The 18,094-nt window shown below is 32.8% G+C and carries 20 protein-coding genes and 1 pseudogene; 4 read left to right on the top strand and 17 right to left on the bottom strand.

The annotated features are described in order from the left end of the window. Nucleotides 1–7 precede the first annotated feature (7 nt). A complete protein-coding gene (locus ACK5ON_RS05455) occupies nt 8–646 on the top strand; it encodes an NUDIX hydrolase (protein WP_409820626.1) in 639 nt (212 codons plus the stop codon). A 57-nt stretch (nt 647–703) separates the two neighbouring features. Continuing rightward, on the top strand, nt 704–1,534 hold the full coding sequence (locus tag ACK5ON_RS05450; RefSeq protein WP_409820623.1) for a lysophospholipid acyltransferase family protein: 831 nt from the start codon (nt 704–706) through the stop codon (nt 1,532–1,534). Nucleotides 1,535–1,678: 144 nt separating this feature from the next. On the opposite strand, the gene ACK5ON_RS05445 is transcribed toward ACK5ON_RS05450, so the two are convergent. The 4 genes from ACK5ON_RS05445 to ACK5ON_RS05430 all read right to left on the bottom strand — a co-directional run bounded on the left by ACK5ON_RS05445 (nt 1,679) and on the right by ACK5ON_RS05430 (nt 3,673). Further along, nucleotides 1,679–2,014 (bottom strand): helix-turn-helix domain-containing protein, encoded by a 336-nt coding sequence (locus ACK5ON_RS05445; RefSeq protein WP_409820621.1) that lies wholly within the window; start codon nt 2,012–2,014, stop codon nt 1,679–1,681. Continuing rightward, nucleotides 2,004–2,276, bottom strand: coding sequence for a type II toxin-antitoxin system RelE/ParE family toxin (locus tag ACK5ON_RS05440; RefSeq protein WP_409820630.1), 273 nt, complete (start codon nt 2,274–2,276; stop codon nt 2,004–2,006). Before ACK5ON_RS05440 ends, ACK5ON_RS05445 begins: the two co-directional genes overlap by 11 nt. Nucleotides 2,277–2,434: 158 nt before the next feature. Continuing rightward, complete coding sequence (locus ACK5ON_RS05435) at nt 2,435–2,863, bottom strand: VOC family protein (protein WP_409820618.1); 429 nt, start codon at nt 2,861–2,863, stop codon at nt 2,435–2,437. Nucleotides 2,864–2,944: 81 nt separating this feature from the next. Next, nucleotides 2,945–3,673 carry a hypothetical protein gene (locus ACK5ON_RS05430; protein WP_409820616.1) on the bottom strand — a complete coding sequence of 243 codons (729 nt, stop codon included), beginning with the start codon at nt 3,671–3,673 and terminating at the stop codon, nt 2,945–2,947. A 594-nt stretch (nt 3,674–4,267) separates the two neighbouring features. Here ACK5ON_RS05430 and ACK5ON_RS05425 point away from each other — a divergent pair. Next, on the top strand, nt 4,268–4,396 hold the full coding sequence (locus ACK5ON_RS05425) for an IS3 family transposase (protein ID WP_409820614.1): 129 nt from the start codon (nt 4,268–4,270) through the stop codon (nt 4,394–4,396). Nucleotides 4,397–4,860: 464 nt separating this feature from the next. Here the strand turns inward: ACK5ON_RS05425 and ACK5ON_RS05420 are convergent. Together ACK5ON_RS05420 and ACK5ON_RS05415 are read right to left on the bottom strand one after the other, a co-directional pair. Then, nucleotides 4,861–4,923 (bottom strand): annotated as a pseudogene (locus tag ACK5ON_RS05420) (hypothetical protein); the annotation flags it as partial. Nucleotides 4,924–5,155: 232 nt separating this feature from the next. Continuing rightward, nucleotides 5,156–5,650 carry an RNA polymerase sigma factor gene (locus tag ACK5ON_RS05415; protein ID WP_396173991.1) on the bottom strand — a complete coding sequence of 165 codons (495 nt, stop codon included), beginning with the start codon at nt 5,648–5,650 and terminating at the stop codon, nt 5,156–5,158. Nucleotides 5,651–5,950: 300 nt separating this feature from the next. On the opposite strand from ACK5ON_RS05415, the gene ACK5ON_RS05410 reads away from it, so the two are divergent. Continuing rightward, a complete protein-coding gene (locus ACK5ON_RS05410; RefSeq protein WP_409820611.1) occupies nt 5,951–6,781 on the top strand; it encodes a S1 RNA-binding domain-containing protein in 831 nt (276 codons plus the stop codon). Here the strand turns inward: ACK5ON_RS05410 and ACK5ON_RS05405 are convergent, their stop codons facing one another. From ACK5ON_RS05405 to recF, 11 genes are all read right to left on the bottom strand, one after another. Beyond that, the gene (locus tag ACK5ON_RS05405) at nt 6,782–8,005 is read right to left on the bottom strand and encodes a serine hydrolase domain-containing protein (protein WP_396173995.1); all 1,224 of its coding nucleotides are present in this window, start codon (nt 8,003–8,005) and stop codon (nt 6,782–6,784) included. A 207-nt stretch (nt 8,006–8,212) separates the two neighbouring features. Further along, entirely contained in the window at nt 8,213–9,010 is a 798-nt protein-coding gene (locus ACK5ON_RS05400) for an energy transducer TonB (protein ID WP_409820608.1), read from the bottom strand. A gap of 170 nt (nt 9,011–9,180) precedes the next feature. Then, entirely contained in the window at nt 9,181–9,732 is a 552-nt protein-coding gene (locus ACK5ON_RS05395; protein ID WP_396173999.1) for an RNA polymerase sigma factor, read from the bottom strand. Then, the gene (locus tag ACK5ON_RS05390; protein ID WP_409820606.1) at nt 9,723–10,829 is read right to left on the bottom strand and encodes a glycosyltransferase; all 1,107 of its coding nucleotides are present in this window, start codon (nt 10,827–10,829) and stop codon (nt 9,723–9,725) included. Before ACK5ON_RS05390 ends, ACK5ON_RS05395 begins: the two co-directional genes overlap by 10 nt. 78 nt (nt 10,830–10,907) lie before the next feature. Then, a complete protein-coding gene (locus tag ACK5ON_RS05385; protein WP_409820604.1) occupies nt 10,908–11,516 on the bottom strand; it encodes an FMN-binding negative transcriptional regulator in 609 nt (202 codons plus the stop codon). A gap of 2 nt (nt 11,517–11,518) precedes the next feature. Then, on the bottom strand, nt 11,519–12,532 hold the full coding sequence (gene murB / locus ACK5ON_RS05380; protein WP_409820602.1) for a UDP-N-acetylmuramate dehydrogenase: 1,014 nt from the start codon (nt 12,530–12,532) through the stop codon (nt 11,519–11,521). 47 nt (nt 12,533–12,579) lie between these two features. Further along, entirely contained in the window at nt 12,580–14,427 is a 1,848-nt protein-coding gene (gene asnB, locus ACK5ON_RS05375) for an asparagine synthase (glutamine-hydrolyzing) (RefSeq protein ID WP_409820600.1), read from the bottom strand. 2 nt (nt 14,428–14,429) lie between these two features. Beyond that, the gene (locus tag ACK5ON_RS05370) at nt 14,430–15,497 is read right to left on the bottom strand and encodes a glycosyltransferase (protein WP_409820598.1); all 1,068 of its coding nucleotides are present in this window, start codon (nt 15,495–15,497) and stop codon (nt 14,430–14,432) included. Nucleotides 15,498–15,503: 6 nt separating this feature from the next. After that, nucleotides 15,504–16,178, bottom strand: a complete 675-nt coding sequence (locus ACK5ON_RS05365) for a DUF2461 domain-containing protein (RefSeq protein ID WP_409820596.1) — start codon at nt 16,176–16,178, stop codon at nt 15,504–15,506. 2 nt (nt 16,179–16,180) lie between these two features. Continuing rightward, nucleotides 16,181–16,876 carry a rhodanese-like domain-containing protein gene (locus ACK5ON_RS05360; RefSeq protein ID WP_409820594.1) on the bottom strand — a complete coding sequence of 232 codons (696 nt, stop codon included), beginning with the start codon at nt 16,874–16,876 and terminating at the stop codon, nt 16,181–16,183. A 39-nt stretch (nt 16,877–16,915) separates the two neighbouring features. Beyond that, entirely contained in the window at nt 16,916–17,995 is a 1,080-nt protein-coding gene (recF, locus tag ACK5ON_RS05355; RefSeq protein WP_409820592.1) for a DNA replication/repair protein RecF, read from the bottom strand. Between the last annotated feature and the right edge of the window lie 99 nt (nt 17,996–18,094).

Here is an 18,094-nt window from a genome sequence, read left to right as displayed (position 1 = left end):
CTAATATATGCATTTTGATTGCTTTTTAAAATATACGCCAAAAATACTAAATGTTGACCTTCCAGCAACGAACGCGCATGCAAAAATGGTTCCGCCTAACCGAGAGGAGCTATTGAAGAATACCGATTTTACAAAAATCACTCCCAAAAAAGCAGCCGTTATGATGCTTTTTTATCCCAAGAATTCACAAACTCATTTGGCTTTAATCCTACGCACTTCCTATAATGGTGTGCATTCTTCCCAAATTGCTTTCCCTGGAGGAAAGGTAGAAGAAGATGATATTGACTTGCAGCATACTGCCATTAGAGAAACCCATGAAGAAATTGGGATTCATCCCTCTATAATTACTGTAATTCGCCCTTTTACGGAAGTGTATATCCCACCAAGTAATTTCATGGTCTATCCATTTTTGGGGTATAGTTCAAGAGAATTAAAATTTATATTGCAGGAAGATGAAGTGGCTGGAATTGTTGAATTTCCTTTGGCGGAGTTTATGGATGATAAAAATTTGGTTACCACTGCCATGAAAACATCCTATGCGGGCAGTATTGATGTTCCTGGATTTAAGGTAAATAATCATTTTATTTGGGGCGCAACAGCCATGATGATGAGTGAATTGAAAGAAACGTTGAAATTAGTTATGTAAAAGTTAAGTTTTTGTAAATTTGCATCCCGAAACGTCGGGATTAATAAAAATAAAATTATGGGTTTACTAAAAAGGAATCCTTTTGGTCATATACTTTTTATCAAAAAATGGTTAATCCGAATTTTTGGTATTATCACTCACCGACGATACCGAGGTTTTAACGAATTGCATATTGAAGGTTCCGAAATCATAAATACATTACCCGATAAAAACGTACTGTTTATTTCCAATCACCAAACCTATTTTGCTGATGTGGTAGCGATGTTTCATGTTTTTAATGCCAGTCTTTCGGGAAGAGATGACAGTATCAAAAACATTGGGTATTTGTGGCAACCCAAGATGAATATTTATTATGTAGCCGCAAGCGAAACAATGAAAGCGGGCTTGCTGCCTAGAATTTTGTCCTATGTTGGTGCTATAAGTGTGGAGCGAACTTGGCGTGCTGGTGGCAAAGACGTAACCGAAAAACGCGAAATAAATCCCAACGATACCGAGAATATTAGGATTGCCCTGGAAGACGGTTGGGTAATAACTTTTCCTCAAGGAACCACCAAATCTTTTAAACCTGTTAGAAAAGGCACTGCGCATATTATCAAACTGTATAAACCTGTGGTTGTACCTATTGTAATAGATGGTTTTCGTCGTTCGTTTGATAAAAAAGGACTGCGACTCAAAAAGAAAAATATCCTCCAATCGTTCATCATCAAAGAACCTTTGGTCATAGATTATGACAACGAAACCATTGAAGAGATTGTAGAAAAAGTAGAATATGCTATAGAACAACATCCATCGTTCCTGAAAGTAATTCCTGCCGAGGAACTAGAAGAAAAAGAACGACTGAACAAACTCCGCGAATGGAAAGTAGATAAAAATGATATCCCTCAATAAGAGGATTTTTTTGTGGGTGTAACTTTTTGATTTTGTTTGTGGACACGAGCATGATTCTCGAGCTAGTCTTGGGAAATAGAACCCTCTTAAAAGTTGTTAATAACTTATCGTTGCTTTATATAGGAACGGGTGTTGGCAGAAGTTTTATCCGGCAATTTTTACGTTACTATTTAAAATTTCCACGTTAAAATTCACTTTAGCTTTTAATGCGCTAAAAACCCTCAAAATTGTTTCAACTGTAACGTTTGTTGTATTGTTTTCAAGTTTTGATATTTGTGCTCTTTGAACTCCGATTAATTTTCCAAGTTCTTCTTGAGTCATGTTTCTTTCAAGGCGAACTTTTTTTATTAAATCGCCAAGAATTTCCATTTGAAGTTCTTGTTCATAAAGCGTTCTTTTTACTGTTCCAACTTCTCCAATAAATTCATCTTTTATTTCGTCAAAAGAGAACATTTCTAATTCTTTTTCTTTATTTTTCATTTCTCTTATTTTTAAGTTCAAAATATCTCAATCTTATGTTTTCTGCTTTTTCTATTTCTTTTTCAGGAGTTTTTTCTGTTTTCTTTATTATTCCGTGAGTTGCTATAACTAAAGTTTGCTTCGCCTGTTCGCTATCGCTAGAGTCAACTTTTTCTGTTTTGTCCCAAAATGCAAAAATTCTAAAGTAAGTTTTATTATATAAAGTTCTAAACTCCCAAATTTCACCTTTGAGCTTTTTGAATAATTCATTATCATTTTTAATTTTTGATTTGTCTATATTGAAAATTATCTTGTCTCAACTTTTTTCGTCTAATTCAAGTAGAAATTCTCTAGCTTCGGTTAAAAATAGCACTTTAAATTTATCCATTCAATTCATTTTGTTTCCATACAAAGATACAAAAATAATTTAAAAAGGAATATCTATTCTCGATTTTCATAAACAATTTCATATTTGATTCCTTCGAGGTCTTTAAAAAAGAGTGCATAGTAGTTATCTCCATGTTGAGGAAAAAATTTAGGTTCTTCAATAATATTTGCTCCAATCTCTTTTATCTTTATGAATAGTGCATCAACTTCTTTGCTAGATTCTGCTTTGAAAGCCAAGTGATGTAACGAACCCGGTTTTCTTCTATGTATTTCTTCATTTTTGAACGCTTCTCTAGGAGAATTGATTCCAAACAATAGCAAGGGATGAAGATATTCTACAACATCAAATTCATGTTTTTCAACTCTACCTTTTATTTTCCGAGATATGTCAAAACCAAGTATAGGCATTAATTTGTCATAAAAAGGTTCCGCAATTTTTAAATCTTTGACTGTGATTTGAATATGGTCAATAATTGGTTTCATAAGGTTAGTTTTGGTTGCTTTGTAAAGTTGTTAATAACTTATCGTTACTTTACATGGCTACTGGTGATAGCAGAAGTTTTTCTATAAACTAACATATTCAAAATTAATTTTTTCGACCATGTAGTTTGAATTTACATTTATTCTTTTTATTTCTGTGGGAAATAAATTTTCGTATTGTATAATATTCGAGTAATTTGAACCATAATTCTGAATAAGAACATTATTAGCTGATATAGCTATTACTCTATAATAATATGCTTCAAATTGATCGTCAAAAATTATTTTGAAATATGGGTTATGATTAAAAAACGGATTTTTTTTATCATCGTAACTATAAAGAGTAGGGTTACTAATAAATCCAGTTACATTATTGTCTTGATATACTAGTTCATTTCCAAAACGGTCTTTTCTTAAATTTCCATTGGTGTAGTATTCTAAATTATTACCATAACCAATGTTTAGCAATTGGTTACCATCATATGTTACTTCATTTGTATTTCCGTTTGTGATACTATATGAAGTTATTTTATCATTGAGATACGAGTAATTATAAGTATTTGACTCTATTAAATTTCCAGTAGTTGATGTTACATTTTTTGTTATGTGGGATACCTGTTTATTTTCATCATAAAAAAATTCAAAAGTTCCGACAAAAATTGGTTCTGAATAATCATTGTAACCAGTTACCAACATTTTTTTTACAAATTTTTCTGGTTGAATTTGTGCTGATGTGGAATCGTTTTCAGAATTACAATTTGTAAACAGTAAAGATGATAATAAAACTACTAGAGTTGCTATTGATTTTTTCATGGTATTTAAATTTAATAATAAATTACTCAAAATTAGGTTATTATTTTATTCAAGTTGTTTTTGGTTTAACTTTTTTAGATCATTCAACAAAGATTATTTGTTAATTGTTGCATTAAGTTATTGAAATGTCATGCAGTTTTGTCATGTCCTAAAATACGTTGACCATTATTAGGTTATTAATTAAATCAAAAATACGGATTTGTAATCGGAACATTGATAACTTTTTTTAAAAAATTCTCTTCGGGTTTAAAAAAAAAGTTACCAACTCCCAAAACTTCGGGACTACACAACCTTTTCTTCCAATTTGGGGTTCCAGACGTCAAAATTGGGGTTCCAAACTCCTCCGTTGGGGTTGCGAACTCCATTTTTGCCGTCCTAGACTAATAATTTGGGGTTCTTAAGCCCAAGTTTAGGGTTCCAGACCATAAAATTGCGGTTCCGAACCCCAAATTTAGGGTTCCAAACCCCAAATTATCATTCCAGAACCTTAACGGAGGGGTTTGGAACCGCAACTGAAAGCTAATTTACTCCTCTGATGGACTTTTTTGGGCGGTTGTACTACTAAAAAACTGCTTCATTTCATTTATAGTTACCGTGCGAAAGGATTCGCTAGGCAGTGGGGGAATATTAAAATCGGAACTGTATTACCTTAAAGAATACACCTCATCAGACCATTTAAACAAGGAAATAAAAGAATATATAAATTATTATACTATCGATTGAATTAAGTCAAATTTTAACAAAATGAGCCCGATGCAATATCGAGCTCATTATTATCACAATTAATTATAAATATGTCTAAACTTTTGGGTTCAGTTTATTTCTCAGGGCTTTTTGTTTATAAATCTATTTTTTTGAGTTCGGTCTAATTTCGTTTTAACTTTCTCAACAAGATGCCATACAACAATCGATAGAATAGCCAGAATATCCCAATCAAGACGACTAAAGTAAGTGTTAAAATGAGTATCATTTTTATTAAAATCATATTGCTTTCGTCATGAGCCATTTTTTCTTTGATGACGCTCATATCAGGGTTGTAAATAAAAGCCAATACAAACCCTAAAATGGTGCAAATAAATATCATACTCAAATTATACCAAACATAGTTGCGCACCGTTTTGCGAGTTTTTAAAATGTCATTCATCAATTGTTTGGTAGAGGTAATGGTAGAAATTTTAGTATAGTTTCTATAAAAACAATAAATAAACCCAATAACCACTACATAATTTACATAAGTCAAAACCTTCAGATAGATTAAAACATCTTCTGCATGCATACTCTTTATTGCATCATCGGTATTAAAAACAACACCGATAGCCGACCATAACACAATTTCAATAATGCTAATAATCAATATCCATTTTACAATAGACGATGATTTTTTATGCAACATTTTATATATCTCAACTTCTGAAACTTGTTCCAAAGAATGGGTATCCTTTTTCCAAGCTTTTTTTAATAAATCCAATTCTTCCATTTTACTTAAGGATTTAATATTTTTTTTAATTTTCCTTTTATTCTGTTCATTTTTACACGGGCATTCACTTCGCTAATACCCAATGTTTCAGATATTTCAGCATAATCTTTATCTTCTAGATACAAAAACACTAACGCTTTTTCAATGTCGTTGAGTTGTTGCACCGCTTTATACATCAGTTTTATTTGTTCTTCTTCTTCAAAATTATATTCCTCTTGACTTATAAAATGATATTGTCCTTCATAGATTACAGTGCTAACACTTCGCGTACTTTTTCTGTATAATGTGATGGCAGTGTTCAGTGCTACACGATACGCCCAAGTTGAGAATTTTGAATCCCCACGAAACTTTGGAAACGCTTTCCATAGCTGAATGGTAATTTCCTGAAACAAATCGTTGTGTGCATCTTGACTATTGGTGTATAACCTACATATCTTGTGGATAATGTTTTGGTTCTCCTTTAGCTGCTTTACAAATGATTGTTCTAGATTGTCACTCATGACTTCGTTAGTGTTAAAAGCATTGATTTTGTTACACAAAACTAAGCTACATTTTTTAATTTCCAAATGATAACCTAGTTTAACCACATAGAGACATAGATTTTATTAAGCCGTTTTACTTTAGGACAGTAAATCATAGCTATGTGAACCAAGAATTTGTCTATCTAACGCTGCTTTTCTATGTTCCTATGTGGTTAATTTTTAAATTCTAATTTATTCTTGGATTAATTCTACTGAACCTAAAGGTTTCGAGGCAAAAAAGAATTAACCTATCTTTGCGCTTTAAAATGGCATACCAAAATGGAACTAGGACATTACAATACACTTACTATAGCGCGCGAAACCCAAGTAGGACTTTTTTTAACCGATGGCAAAGACGATGTGTTGCTTCCTTTGAAATATGTTCCAAAGGAATACAATATAGGCGATGAACTAATCGTATTTGTTTATCTTGACCATGAAGAAAGACCGGTGGCAACCACTTTAGAACCTTATATTTTGATGGATGAATTCGGCTTGCTTCGAGTGAATTATGTTAATCAATTTGGTGCTTTTTTAGATTGGGGTTTAGAAAAAGATTTGTTTGTTCCGTTCAAAGAACAAGCGCGACCAATGGAAAAAGGAAAACGCTATTTGGTTTTTGCTTTCATTGATAAAAAAACAAACAGATTGATGGCTTCCAGCAAAACCAATCAGTTTTTGAAAAATGATGAACTTACTGTAGCTGTTGGCGATGAAGTCGATTTAATCATTTCACACATTACCGAAGTGGGAATTAATGTGATCATCAACGACATTCACAAAGGGTTGCTTTACAAAGACCAAGTCTATGACGACATCCGAACTGGCGATAGAATGACTGGGTATATCAAAGCCATTCGTCCTGATAATAAGATAGATGTTACGCTGCATAAATTTGGATACCGAAATGTTGAACCCAATGCCGAGAAAATTCTGGACGAACTTAGAGCCAGTAGAGGTTTTCTAAGATTAAACGATAACAGCCATCCCGAAGATATTAAAACGGTAATGAAGATGAGTAAAAAGACGTTCAAAAAAGCAATAGGTTCTCTTTACAAAGACAAACTCATCGAGATCAAAGACGATGGAATTTATTTAGTTAAAGCATAATTATTCCTCACATTCCGTTTCAGCAGGAAGTGGCTTTTCGATTTCAGTTTTCTTTTTATAAAAAACACTACTCACCATGCTTAAAGTAGCATAAGGCCGGTTGGAATATTTATTTCCTAAACATATTACAGTTACACTATCTTTTTTGACAGGTACAAACGACGTATTGTTGCCATGCCACCAGCCATTATGATATATCATTTTTTCTCCGTTTGGGGGCAAAAAGCGCATTCGCATGCCTAATCCATAATCCTTAATTGGTACTTTAACATTTTTTGAACTGTAACCAATGTATGCTTCTTGCAAAAGTTCGGGTTTAATAAAATCTGGAGAATAAGTTGCTAAATCAAATTTTACCAAATCTCTTGGAGTAGAATAAATATTTTTATCGCCATACAAATTATCAAATTGATCCCAAGGAAAAATAGTGTTGCCTCTATAGGATTTTGTAGCGATGTCTCTATCCGTTTGATAGTTGAAAACATACGTATTGTTCATTCCCAAAGGTTTGAAAATCAATTCTTGCATCGCTTCACGATAATTTAAACCAGTCGCTTTTTCAATGATTAGCGCTAAAATAACATAGTTGGTATTGCAATAATCAAAGCGGGAGTCATTTGGTGTTACCAAACGAAATTTTTTCTGCACCAATAAATTATAAACATCCTGATTAGTCAGCACTTTTTTGCGATTCCAACTTTTTTTCATCAATCCGGGAAAGTTGGCATAATGTTGCAATCCGCTTCTGTGGTTGAGCAATGTTCTGATGGTGGTGCTCTTATAGGGAAATTTAGGAAGCCAATCGGTTACTTTTTGGTCCAACATGATATTGTCTTGTTGCACTAATCTTAAAATGGCTGTTGCCGTCAAAACTTTACTCACCGAAGCTAAGTGAATAGGAGTGGAGGCATCAATTTTTTTACCAGTTTTTACATTAGCATATCCTTTATAATCTTCATAAAGCACACGACCATTTTTAACCACAATAAACCCACCACTGTAGTAGGGAGAATTAATGAATTTATTATAAAAAGAATCTATAACAGCTCTTTTTTCGTTAATGTATTCATCCGATACTTTACCAAATTTTACTGGAAAAGAAGATGTAATTATAGTACTGTCTTCCCTTTTGTTTTCAGAAGGAAAGGAATAGTTTTCTCTATTTTTTGGACTAGAAAAATAGATTAGTGTGGATGAAAAAAAGGTGATTAGGGTAATCTTCATTATTGCAAAATGATTACAATAATACCAATATTAAATCGAAATTGAAACTATGTTTTCCTAATAATTCATAAAGTTATTAAAATAGAAATGAACAAAAAAAGGAAATTTTAAACACAGATTACACTGATTTACACGAATTAATTTAGGACCTATTTTTTAGCATATAGCATAAAACCTGTACAAATCTGTGCAATCTGTGTTATGTTCTTATTCTGATTTTACTTTTATGGGAAGTGTATAAAGCGTTCTCACTTTTTCTCCATTCAAGATACCTGGTGACCATTTGGTTTTTAAGGATTTCAAAACTCTAATAGCTTCTTTGTCCATGCCATAACCTGGATTTCGTAGTATTTTGATGTCGGTTATGCTTCCGTCTATTTCAATGACAAACGAAACTAAAACTGTAACTACTACAGCATCTTCTATAGTTGGTCTTTCAAAATTAGTACCAACATATTGATAAAATTTAGTAATTCCACCAGGAAAAGCAGGCAATTTATCTAATAAAACAGTAGGTGTTGGATTTGGGTCAATAGGATTTGCAGCTACAGTTGTACCAGTTGGAGTTACTTCGGTTCCAGTTCCGCCAATGGTGCCTGTCGTTGCTTTTGGTTCATTGGTATTTTGTGTATTGGTTGGAACATCGACTGTAGCTTGTAGCGTAGGAGCAACAACCATTTTTGATGATTTTGTTGGCTCAACAGGATTTGTTTTTTGACGTTGTGGTTGTGCTTGTTTTGGTTTAACCACGGGAATTTCTGTTAATTTGATAGGTGTAATGGTTGGTCCAATCGGAATAATTGGACAGCTTACTTTTTCATTACTAAAAGATGACAGTAACATTCCTAAGCCAGAAACAGAAATGATAAATAATACACCAATAAAAAGTGCAAAAAGTGAAGTTCGAGAATTCTCTTGGCGTAACTGATACGCACCATAAGCTTTGTTTTTGCCTTCGAAAACTAGATCAATCCAGTTTTTTTCATAAATACTAACGTTTGACATGATTAATTGTTTTAAAGTTAAGTATCTATTTTACATAAGCTAGCATATTTAATTATATAACGCAGGAATTTATCAAATAGTATGTAGAGTTTTAATTATTTTAAAATTAACACAGGATTATCCTTAAAACATTGAGAATTTTAAGGTATATTTTGATAAACAAAGTAGAATTATTTAGTGCTTTCGATGATTTCTGCCAATAGTTTTTTGGCACGAAGTAATTTGATTTTAACGTTGCTCAGTGGTTCGTTGAGTTGTTCCGCAATTTCTTGATAGCTCATTTCTTGGAAATAACGCAATTGAATTACTTCTTGATAATGAGGTTTCAACTCTTTGATGAATTGCAATAATCGCGATAAGTTTTGTTCAGTTATTAACTCATCTTCGGCCGATGGTGAACTATCGGCAACATTATAAGCTTGCTGGTCTTCTTCATCGGTGATTTCCACAAAAACAGTAGATTTCTTTTTGCGAAGCATGTCTATATGCACATTTTTGGCAATTGCAATTAGCCACGTATTGAATTGGAATTCGGGATTGTAAGTCGCTATTTTATCAAAAGCTTTAGAGAAAGTTTCTATAGTAATATCTTCCGAGTCGGTTTCGTTTTCGGTTCGTTTGAGCATAAAACCATACACTTCATTCCAATAATGGTCGAGCAAGAAAGTAAAGGCAACTTGGTCGCCAGTTTTAGCTTTTTCTATGTAGGCGATTACTTCCAATGTACTGGTTTATTGAAAGTATTGGTAATGAAAATGTTTAACTGTGTAAAAATTACAATAATTTCTATGATTGGAAACCAATACATTACGTCTTTTTCTTTCAGTTTTCCGGCTGCAAAACCCAAACTAATCCATGAGAAAATATAGCGAAAACCAATGATACTCATAACCGCTATCCATTGAAATTGGAAAACTAACAATAGTATCGATAATAAAAGAAATAACAATTGCGAGACATAGAATATTGCTAATTGATTTTGATCAAAAATTTTATAATGTTTAGCAGTAGCAACGTGACGACGTTTTTGGGTGAACCATTCTTTGAAAGAAGTTTTTGGCTTCGAATAAGTGAAACTTTCCGGTAAATAACAAATAGCAGTGTTTGCTTTATTCGCCGCTTGATTAATGAACAAATCATCATCACCAGAACGAATTTTCATGTGATCCATAAAACCTCGAACTTTGAAAAATTCTTCCCTTTTATAAGCAAGATTACGACCAACTCCCATATATGGTTTACCAATTTTTGCCCAAGAAAAATATTGTGTAGCTGTTAGTAGGGTTTCAAAACGAATAAGTTTATTCAAGAATGAATTCCCCTTTTTTTCGTAACTACCATAACCTAAAACAATCGTTTTTTGTGCCGTAAACTGAGCACTCATATTCATAATCCAATCTTTTGAAGTTGGATAACAATCCGCATCGGTAAAGAGAAGATATTCGTATTTTGCTGCTTTAATTCCCAGTGTCAAAGCAAATTTTTTATTGCCCCAGAATGCCTCATTATTTTCAACTTTGACTAGTTTAATGTTGGAATATTGTTTTTCAAATTCTTCAAAAATTTCTAAAGTATTGTCGCTTGAAGCATCGTCAATCAATACAATTTCGAATTCGTGGTAGTTTTGTTCTGCCAAAAGTGGAATGAATTTCTTCACATTTTCCTCTTCGTTTTTAGCACATACAATGACTGAAATAGGAATTCTTTTTGGAGTAGCGGTTTGTGGTTTTGCAAAAGAAAATTTACCAAAAATCACTATGTAATATAAGAATTGAACAACTACAACAGCAATGAATAAAAAGAAAATAGATGATAACATAACGTTTTTTCGTCTTTAAAAAAGGTCAGCAAATGTAGTTGTTTTATAGCTAAAAATCAAAGTAATTTTAACAAATTACTAGCGGTTCTTTTTCATTTCATTGGCGATAGCAATAGCTTGAGTATCATTGGTTTTCTCAAGTTCTGAAATGATGTTTTTGTAATTTTTATCGTCACGGTTTTGGGACAATTTTTTCTGAGCTTCTATAGCAGTGATTTCTATTTCAAAGGCAATAATGCCTCTGGCTTCGCGCATCGTTTTTGAGGATAAATCTTCTATTCGAATTGGATTTTTAGACTTTGTTTCGTATTTATCTACCAATTTTTTTAACGAATTTACAGCTTGTTCGTGATGGTAAATAGCCACTTTTCCATAAACATGCACCGCAAGATAGTTCCAAGTTGGCACATTTTCATGGTCATACCAAGAAGAAGAAATATAGGAATGCGCACCCGAAAAAATGGCTAAAACTTCATCGTTGTCTTGAAAACTTTCCGCTTGTGGATTGAGTTTGGAGACATGACCAACAAGAATTTGCTTTCCGTCTTTTTCCTCCAATAGCAACGGAATATGCGTAGCCCACAATTTTCCATTGGTTTGATTAACCAAAATGCCAAAGCCATTCTGATGAATGAAGTTTTGAATGTCTTCTTGGTTTTCGTTTTTATAGAATTTTGGGATGTACATGTTTAAATCACATTAACTTCTGCTTCAATAGCAATGCCAAATTCTTTTAATATTGTAGCTTGAATGTCTTTTGAAACATTTAGAATTTCTTGACCAGTAGCATTACCATAATTCACTAAAACCAGCGCTTGGTTTTTATGAATTCCGGCGTCGCCAAAACGTTTTCCTTTGAAACCTGCTTTTTCAATCAGCCAACCAGCTGGCACTTTTACTTCGGTTTCAGAAATAACGTAATGAGGCATTTCGGGATGTAATGCATGAATTTTTTCGAAATCAGCTTTTGGAATAATAGGATTTTTAAAAAAACTTCCGCTGTTGCCGAGTTCTTTTGGATCAGGCAATTTACTTTGTCGAATTGCAATTACAGCATTGGATACCTCTTTGAGATTTGGAATTTGAATATTGTTTTTTGCCAATTGAGCCGTAATATCGCCATAAGAAATATTAATTTTATGGTTGCGTTTGGTTAATTTAAAAACTACAGATGTAATGATAAATTGGTCTTTTGCTTCGTGTTTGAAAATACTTTCTCTGTAACCAAAATGACAGTCTTCTTTACTAAATGTTTTCATCTCTTGAGTGTCAATTTTCATGGCTTCGCAAGAAACAAATGTGTCTTTGATTTCGGTTCCATAAGCTCCGATATTCTGCACTGGCGTTGTACCTACATTTCCTGGAATAAGTGACATATTCTCTAACCCACCAAAATTTTGGTCAATCGTCCAAAGTACCAATTCGTGCCAATTTTCGCCTGCCATACTTTCTATCCAAACAAAATCCTCATCTTCCTTCAGGATTTTTTTTCCTTTCAAGTCAATGTGGATAACCAAAGCATCAATATCTTGTGTCAAAAGCATATTGCTTCCTCCACCAAGAATAAATTTGGTTTCGTTTAAATTTTCTCGTAAAATAGTTTCCAATTCTGTTACAGAATGCACGGCTACAAAGTGTCTGGCTTTGGCTTCGATTCCGAAAGTGTTGTATTTTTTTAAAGAGAAATTAGATTGGATTGTCATACTACAAGTTTAAAAATGGCTTATCACAAAAGTAAGGTAAAGTTTTTTTAAACAAATTTTTTAAAATAGTTTTTATACCAAATGTGTAACATAAAAATTGGCATGATATAGGGCATTAATTTGGTATTTCCATTACGCAATTCTGACACTAATTTTTTTCCATCCAAATTTTCTAAAAATTTCATTTGAAAAATAGGACTAATAGCAAAATCATTAAGTTCCTCTTTAAATGCTGGGTATTTTGTTAAATAATTATACCAAGGTGCGCTCAAACCCACTTTTTTGAAATCGATTATTTCTTTTGGGAGTTTGTTCTCCATAGTAGTTTTGAGAATAAATTTCCCTTTCTTACCAGTAAAGAGCCATTTATCTTCTAAACTTCCCAAACCAGCAATCAATCGATAGTCCAAAAATGGTTCACGACATTCAATAGAACTTCCCATAGTGCATCTATCGTTTCGGTCTAGTAGTGAACACATGTAGGTGTGTTGGTCAAAATACAGCGCTTGACGTTGTGGATTATTAGGGTATAATGTTTTAGCTTCTTCTAAAATTTCGTGACGATAAATATTTAAAGGCATTTCTTTTCTTCCATAAAATGACTTGATGTCATCGGGATAAACATTTGAGCCATTAAAAATGATTAATTCATCTACGTTGTCAATTTTGGAATAGCGCAACAATTTGTCATAACGAGGTTTTTTATTAAATTCTTTCATTAAACTCAACCCTGAAACTACTTTTAGCAATGATGGATTTTTTAGCGCTTTGTAGCGCACATAGCCACCCATAAGTTCGTCAGCACCTTCGCCAGATAGTAATACTTTTACTTTTGGTTTTGCCATTTTCGACACTGACAATAGATGTGGTTCATTCATGTGCATGATAGGTTCATCCTGATAATAGGTAGATTCTAGCAAGTTTTGATATAAAGATTCATTATCGAGTTGTGTGGTACTGAAGTTGTAATGGTATTCTTCAGTGATTTTTTTTGCCAGATAAGACTCGTTATGCTCTTCTTCTCCAAAACCAATATTGAAGGTGTTGATGTTTTTAAAATCTTGATGATACAATGAGGACAAAATAGAGCAGGAGTCTAAACCACCGCTTAATAAAACACCAACGGGAACATCACTAACCATTCTTAACTTTACTGAGTCGAAGAAAATTTCTTCAAACCACTCTTTTGGATTTTTAATCAAGGAATAATTTTCGATTTCAGATTTTAAATCCCACCATTTTTTAAAAGTGGTGTAACCATTTTTTTCTACAACCATATAATGACCCGGAAGCAATTTTTTTACTCTGTTGTATAAAGTGTTTTCTCCTGCAACAAATCGGTTAAAAAAATATTCGTCTAGTCCGTTTTCAGAAATTTCTAGGGGAATTCCGGCTGTGAAAAGCGCTTTTTGTTCAGAGGCAAAGTAAATGGCATTTTTATAAAAAGCATAATACAAAGGTTTAACACCCATTCTGTCTCGTGCCAAAATCAAATTTTTGTCAACAGTATCCCAAATGGCAAAGGCAAACATACCATGCAATCTGTTTAGAAATTTCATTCCATAAAGTTCAAACAACAGCATTAAAACTTCGGTATCTGAACCTGTTTTAATGGTTACACCTTTTGCTTTAATTTCGCTGTAAAATGATTTATAATTATAAATTTCACCATTAAAAACCAGAATATATCTTTTATTTTCGGAGATAAAAGGTTGATGACCAGATGCACTTGTGTCAATTATTGATAAACGCCTGTGACCCAGTCCTACATTGTCTTGAACAAAAAATCCTGCATCATCTGGACCACGATGCTCAAGAGAATCTCGCATTTTCAAGAGTTGATTTTGATCAACTTTTTCTTGACTAAATTTTAAAATACCATTTATTCCACACATACTTAGATGGTAATTGATTTTTGGTTTATTAATTCGTGGTAGGTTTGGGCAATTGTATTCATGTTGATATTGTAGTTGGCATGTTCTTCAACAAACTTTCTATTTTTATGCGTAACAGCTTCTCTCCATAAGTTTCTCTCCCATGCATATTCTAATTCATGGGCTAAAATTTTAAAATTACTTTTGAAAATAAGAATACCATTTTCTTGATTTTTTATCCAGCTTCGGTTTCCCGGTAAATCGGTCACTATGGGAAAGCAACCACATGCCATTGCTTCAAATAATGAGGCAGAAACTCCTTCTGTTGATGGTAAACTTATATAAAAATTAGCTTGTTGTAGCATTTTTGCTACTTCAGGATTAGGAACTCGTCCAGTGAAAATTACTTCTTGTTCGATGTTTAATTCAGCTGTTAGTTTTTCAAGTGTTCTGCGCATGCTTCCATCTCCAATAATGCTGAGACGAAAAGGGATATTTTTTTGTTTTAGAATAGCAAAAGCTCTAAGTATTTTGATATGTCTATATTCGGGCTCTAATGATCGAGTTACAATAGCTTCAATGAAATTTTTATTTTGATTGTTTTGAAATTTGAAATGTTTTAAATCTATACCTTTTGGCATTATTAAGACTTTAGACATGTTAACGTTGCTTATTTCCATGTGATCGGCCATAACTTTTCCCCAAGCATGAATTAAATCGGCATTTTTGAAAGCGTAATCCTGAAGAATTTTTTTAAAAAAATACAAAGGCGATTCATGAGGCCAAAGATCAGTAATTCCTTGTTGTGCTATGGCTATTGGTTTTATTCCTGTGAGTGCAGCGAGAAAACCATAACTTGTCGTTCGTTCAGCAATCACCATATCAGCATTGAATCTTTTTGCAATCTTTTTTATGGTCAAAAAAGCACTAGTTAATTCAACAAGTCTTTTTATGCGATGAATACCAGTACTGGTAGTCTGTAGTTCCCAAGTAACAATTTCAAAGTCGCCAAATTCTTTCAGACCATTCATCCAAGTTATAGCATCTGCACGATACGTTTCTCCAAGAAATAGAATTCGTTTTTTTGCCATTTTAGATTAATCTTCTGTCTCTAAAGCTCGGTTTAGAAAGTCATTCAACGGTTTCAAAGCTATTAATTTTTGGGCTATAATTTTACTAAAATCTTTATCAGTAAAAAGCACATCATCAATTTTTTGAGAAGCCGTAAAACTTTTCAATTTTAAAAACTCAATAGCAGGATGATTGGGTTCAAATCCTTTTGGAGCATTTTTTAATGAATTTATTTCGTCATGTGTAATGGCTACAAATTCTTTTTTAAAGGTTTTGTCATTGACAATTGTTTCTAACTCTTCGAAGAAAAAAGCAATTTCCTTTCTAATTTTTTTTAATTCATCGGCTTCCGGACACCAAACGCCGCCAGCAATAAAGGAGTTTCCTTTTTCGAAATGAATATAATATCCAGGACTATTTTTTCTAAATTTATTTTGGGTAAACCAAACACCCATATTGGTTTTATAGGGCGATTTATCTTTTGAAAAGCGAATATCACGATTTATTCTGAAGGTACAATTTTTCACTTCCAAGGGTTCCAATGATTTGTCCAAAGGTTTCATCTCGGCTAAAATTGATGCTATAAAATTGTGGTAGTCTTTTTTGTAGTTGTCATACCTCTTTTTGTTGGCATGCATCCATTCAGTATTGTTATTGGCAATTAAATCTTCAAGAAATTGAAGCGCTTCTTTGGTAATCATAATTATAAATGTTTGCGTAACTCTTCTTCCGAAATATAGCCCACATTTCGCCACACTTCTTTCCCTTTTTCATAAACAATAATTACGGGTAAACCATCTAATTTTAGTTGGTCAACAATAGTTTTATTTTCATCGGCATCAAATTGGACAATCTTAATTTTGTCTGCCATTTCCCTTTGAAATTTCAAAATATAAGGGTTCATTTTTTTACAAGGCGCACACCATTTGGCATTAAAATCAATCATCACTCGTTCACTTGATTTTATGAGCTCACCATATTCTTGATCACAAATTCCTATTATTTTTTCTGATGGCTTTGCATTACCAGAGGCATTCCATTTCATAATGCCGCCTTCAAGGTTATATACTTCATTAAAACCCAGTTCGGCTAATTTATCGGCCGCTTGTGCACTTCTTCCACCAACTTTGCAATACACAAAAACCGGTTTTGATTTGTCATAGTTCTCAGCTTTGGCTACGAAATCATCACCATTCCAGTTTACATTAGTAGCATTTTCAATATGTCCAGAGCTAAATTCTTCAGGAGTTCTAACATCTAATAATTGCGCTTTATCCGTTGCTTTTAGTTTTTCGGCAAAAGCCGTTACATCCACCGTTTGAACAGTTTTTGTTTGTTGCCCTTGACAACTTAAGAAAAGTAAACAAATCAATGACAGGGAAATAATTTTCGAATTCATAGGTATAAATTTTATGCGAAATTACAAATTTGTAACAAACTAAAGGTTAAATATTTTATAACTCTGATGGGTTGTTTTTACTATGTTTTCGGTTCGTTCTGGATGTGTGTCCGAAATGAATAATTGCCCGAACTCTTCATTGTTAACCATTTCAATTATTTTGCTCACTCGGAATTCATCTAACTTATCAAAAATATCATCAAAAAGCAAAATGGGTTTTTCACCACTTCGTTTTTTTACAAAATCAAATTGGGCTAATTTTAAAGCAATGAGAAATGATTTTTGTTGCCCTTGTGAACCAAACTTTTTAATCGGATAATGATCAATTTCAAAAGACAAATCATCTTTGTGAACCCCAACTGAAGTATATTGTAAAGCTCTGTCTTTATTGAGGTTTTCTTCTAATAAGGTGAACGTATCTTTTTCAAACAAATCACTTTGATAGACTAGCTGCACAGTTTCGGCAGAATTGGTGATTTCTTGATGGTATTTATTGAAAATAGGTATAAAATCCGTTAAAAAAGTTTTTCTTTTTTCAAAAATTGTCTGCCCAAAGGAAATTAACTGTTCGTTATAAATACTCAGCGTATCTTTTTCAAAAACATGGTTCAACGCAAAATATTTCAACAAAGCATTGCGCTGAATAATTACTTTTTGATATTGAATTAGTTTTTGTAAGTAGGAATTGTCTAATTGCGAAATAACACTATCAATAAACTTTCTTCGCGTTTCACTTCCTTCAACAATCAAATCTCTGTCGGCAGGCGAAATAATAACTAATGGAATAAAGCCAATATGATCAGAGAATTTTTCGTATGGTTTGCTGTTGCGTTTTAAGGTTTTCTTTTGTCCTTTCTTTAAACTACACACTATTTGTTCCATTCGACTGTTGATTTCAAATTCACCATCAATTACAAAAAACTCTTCACCGTGCTTGATATTTTGCACAGCCAAAGGATTGAAATAACTTTTTCCATTTGCCAAATGATAGATTGAATCAAGGATATTGGTTTTTCCAATGCCATTTTTTCCCACGAAACAATTAATCTTGTGGTCAAACTCGAATGTGGCGTCTGAAAAATTTTTGTAATTGAGTACTGAAATTCGCTTTAAAAACAATTTAGCTTTTGTTTAAAATTAGTGTGTAAACTCCTTACTTGTAAAGGAAAAAAGCAATTTCAATGCGCTGAATCCATATTTCCAAAGTAAAGAGGTGCA

The organism is Flavobacterium sp. (genome assembly GCF_046317795.1).
GTDB lineage: Bacteria > Bacteroidota > Bacteroidia > Flavobacteriales > Flavobacteriaceae > Flavobacterium.
This window is presented reverse-complemented; position numbering and strand designations above follow the sequence as displayed.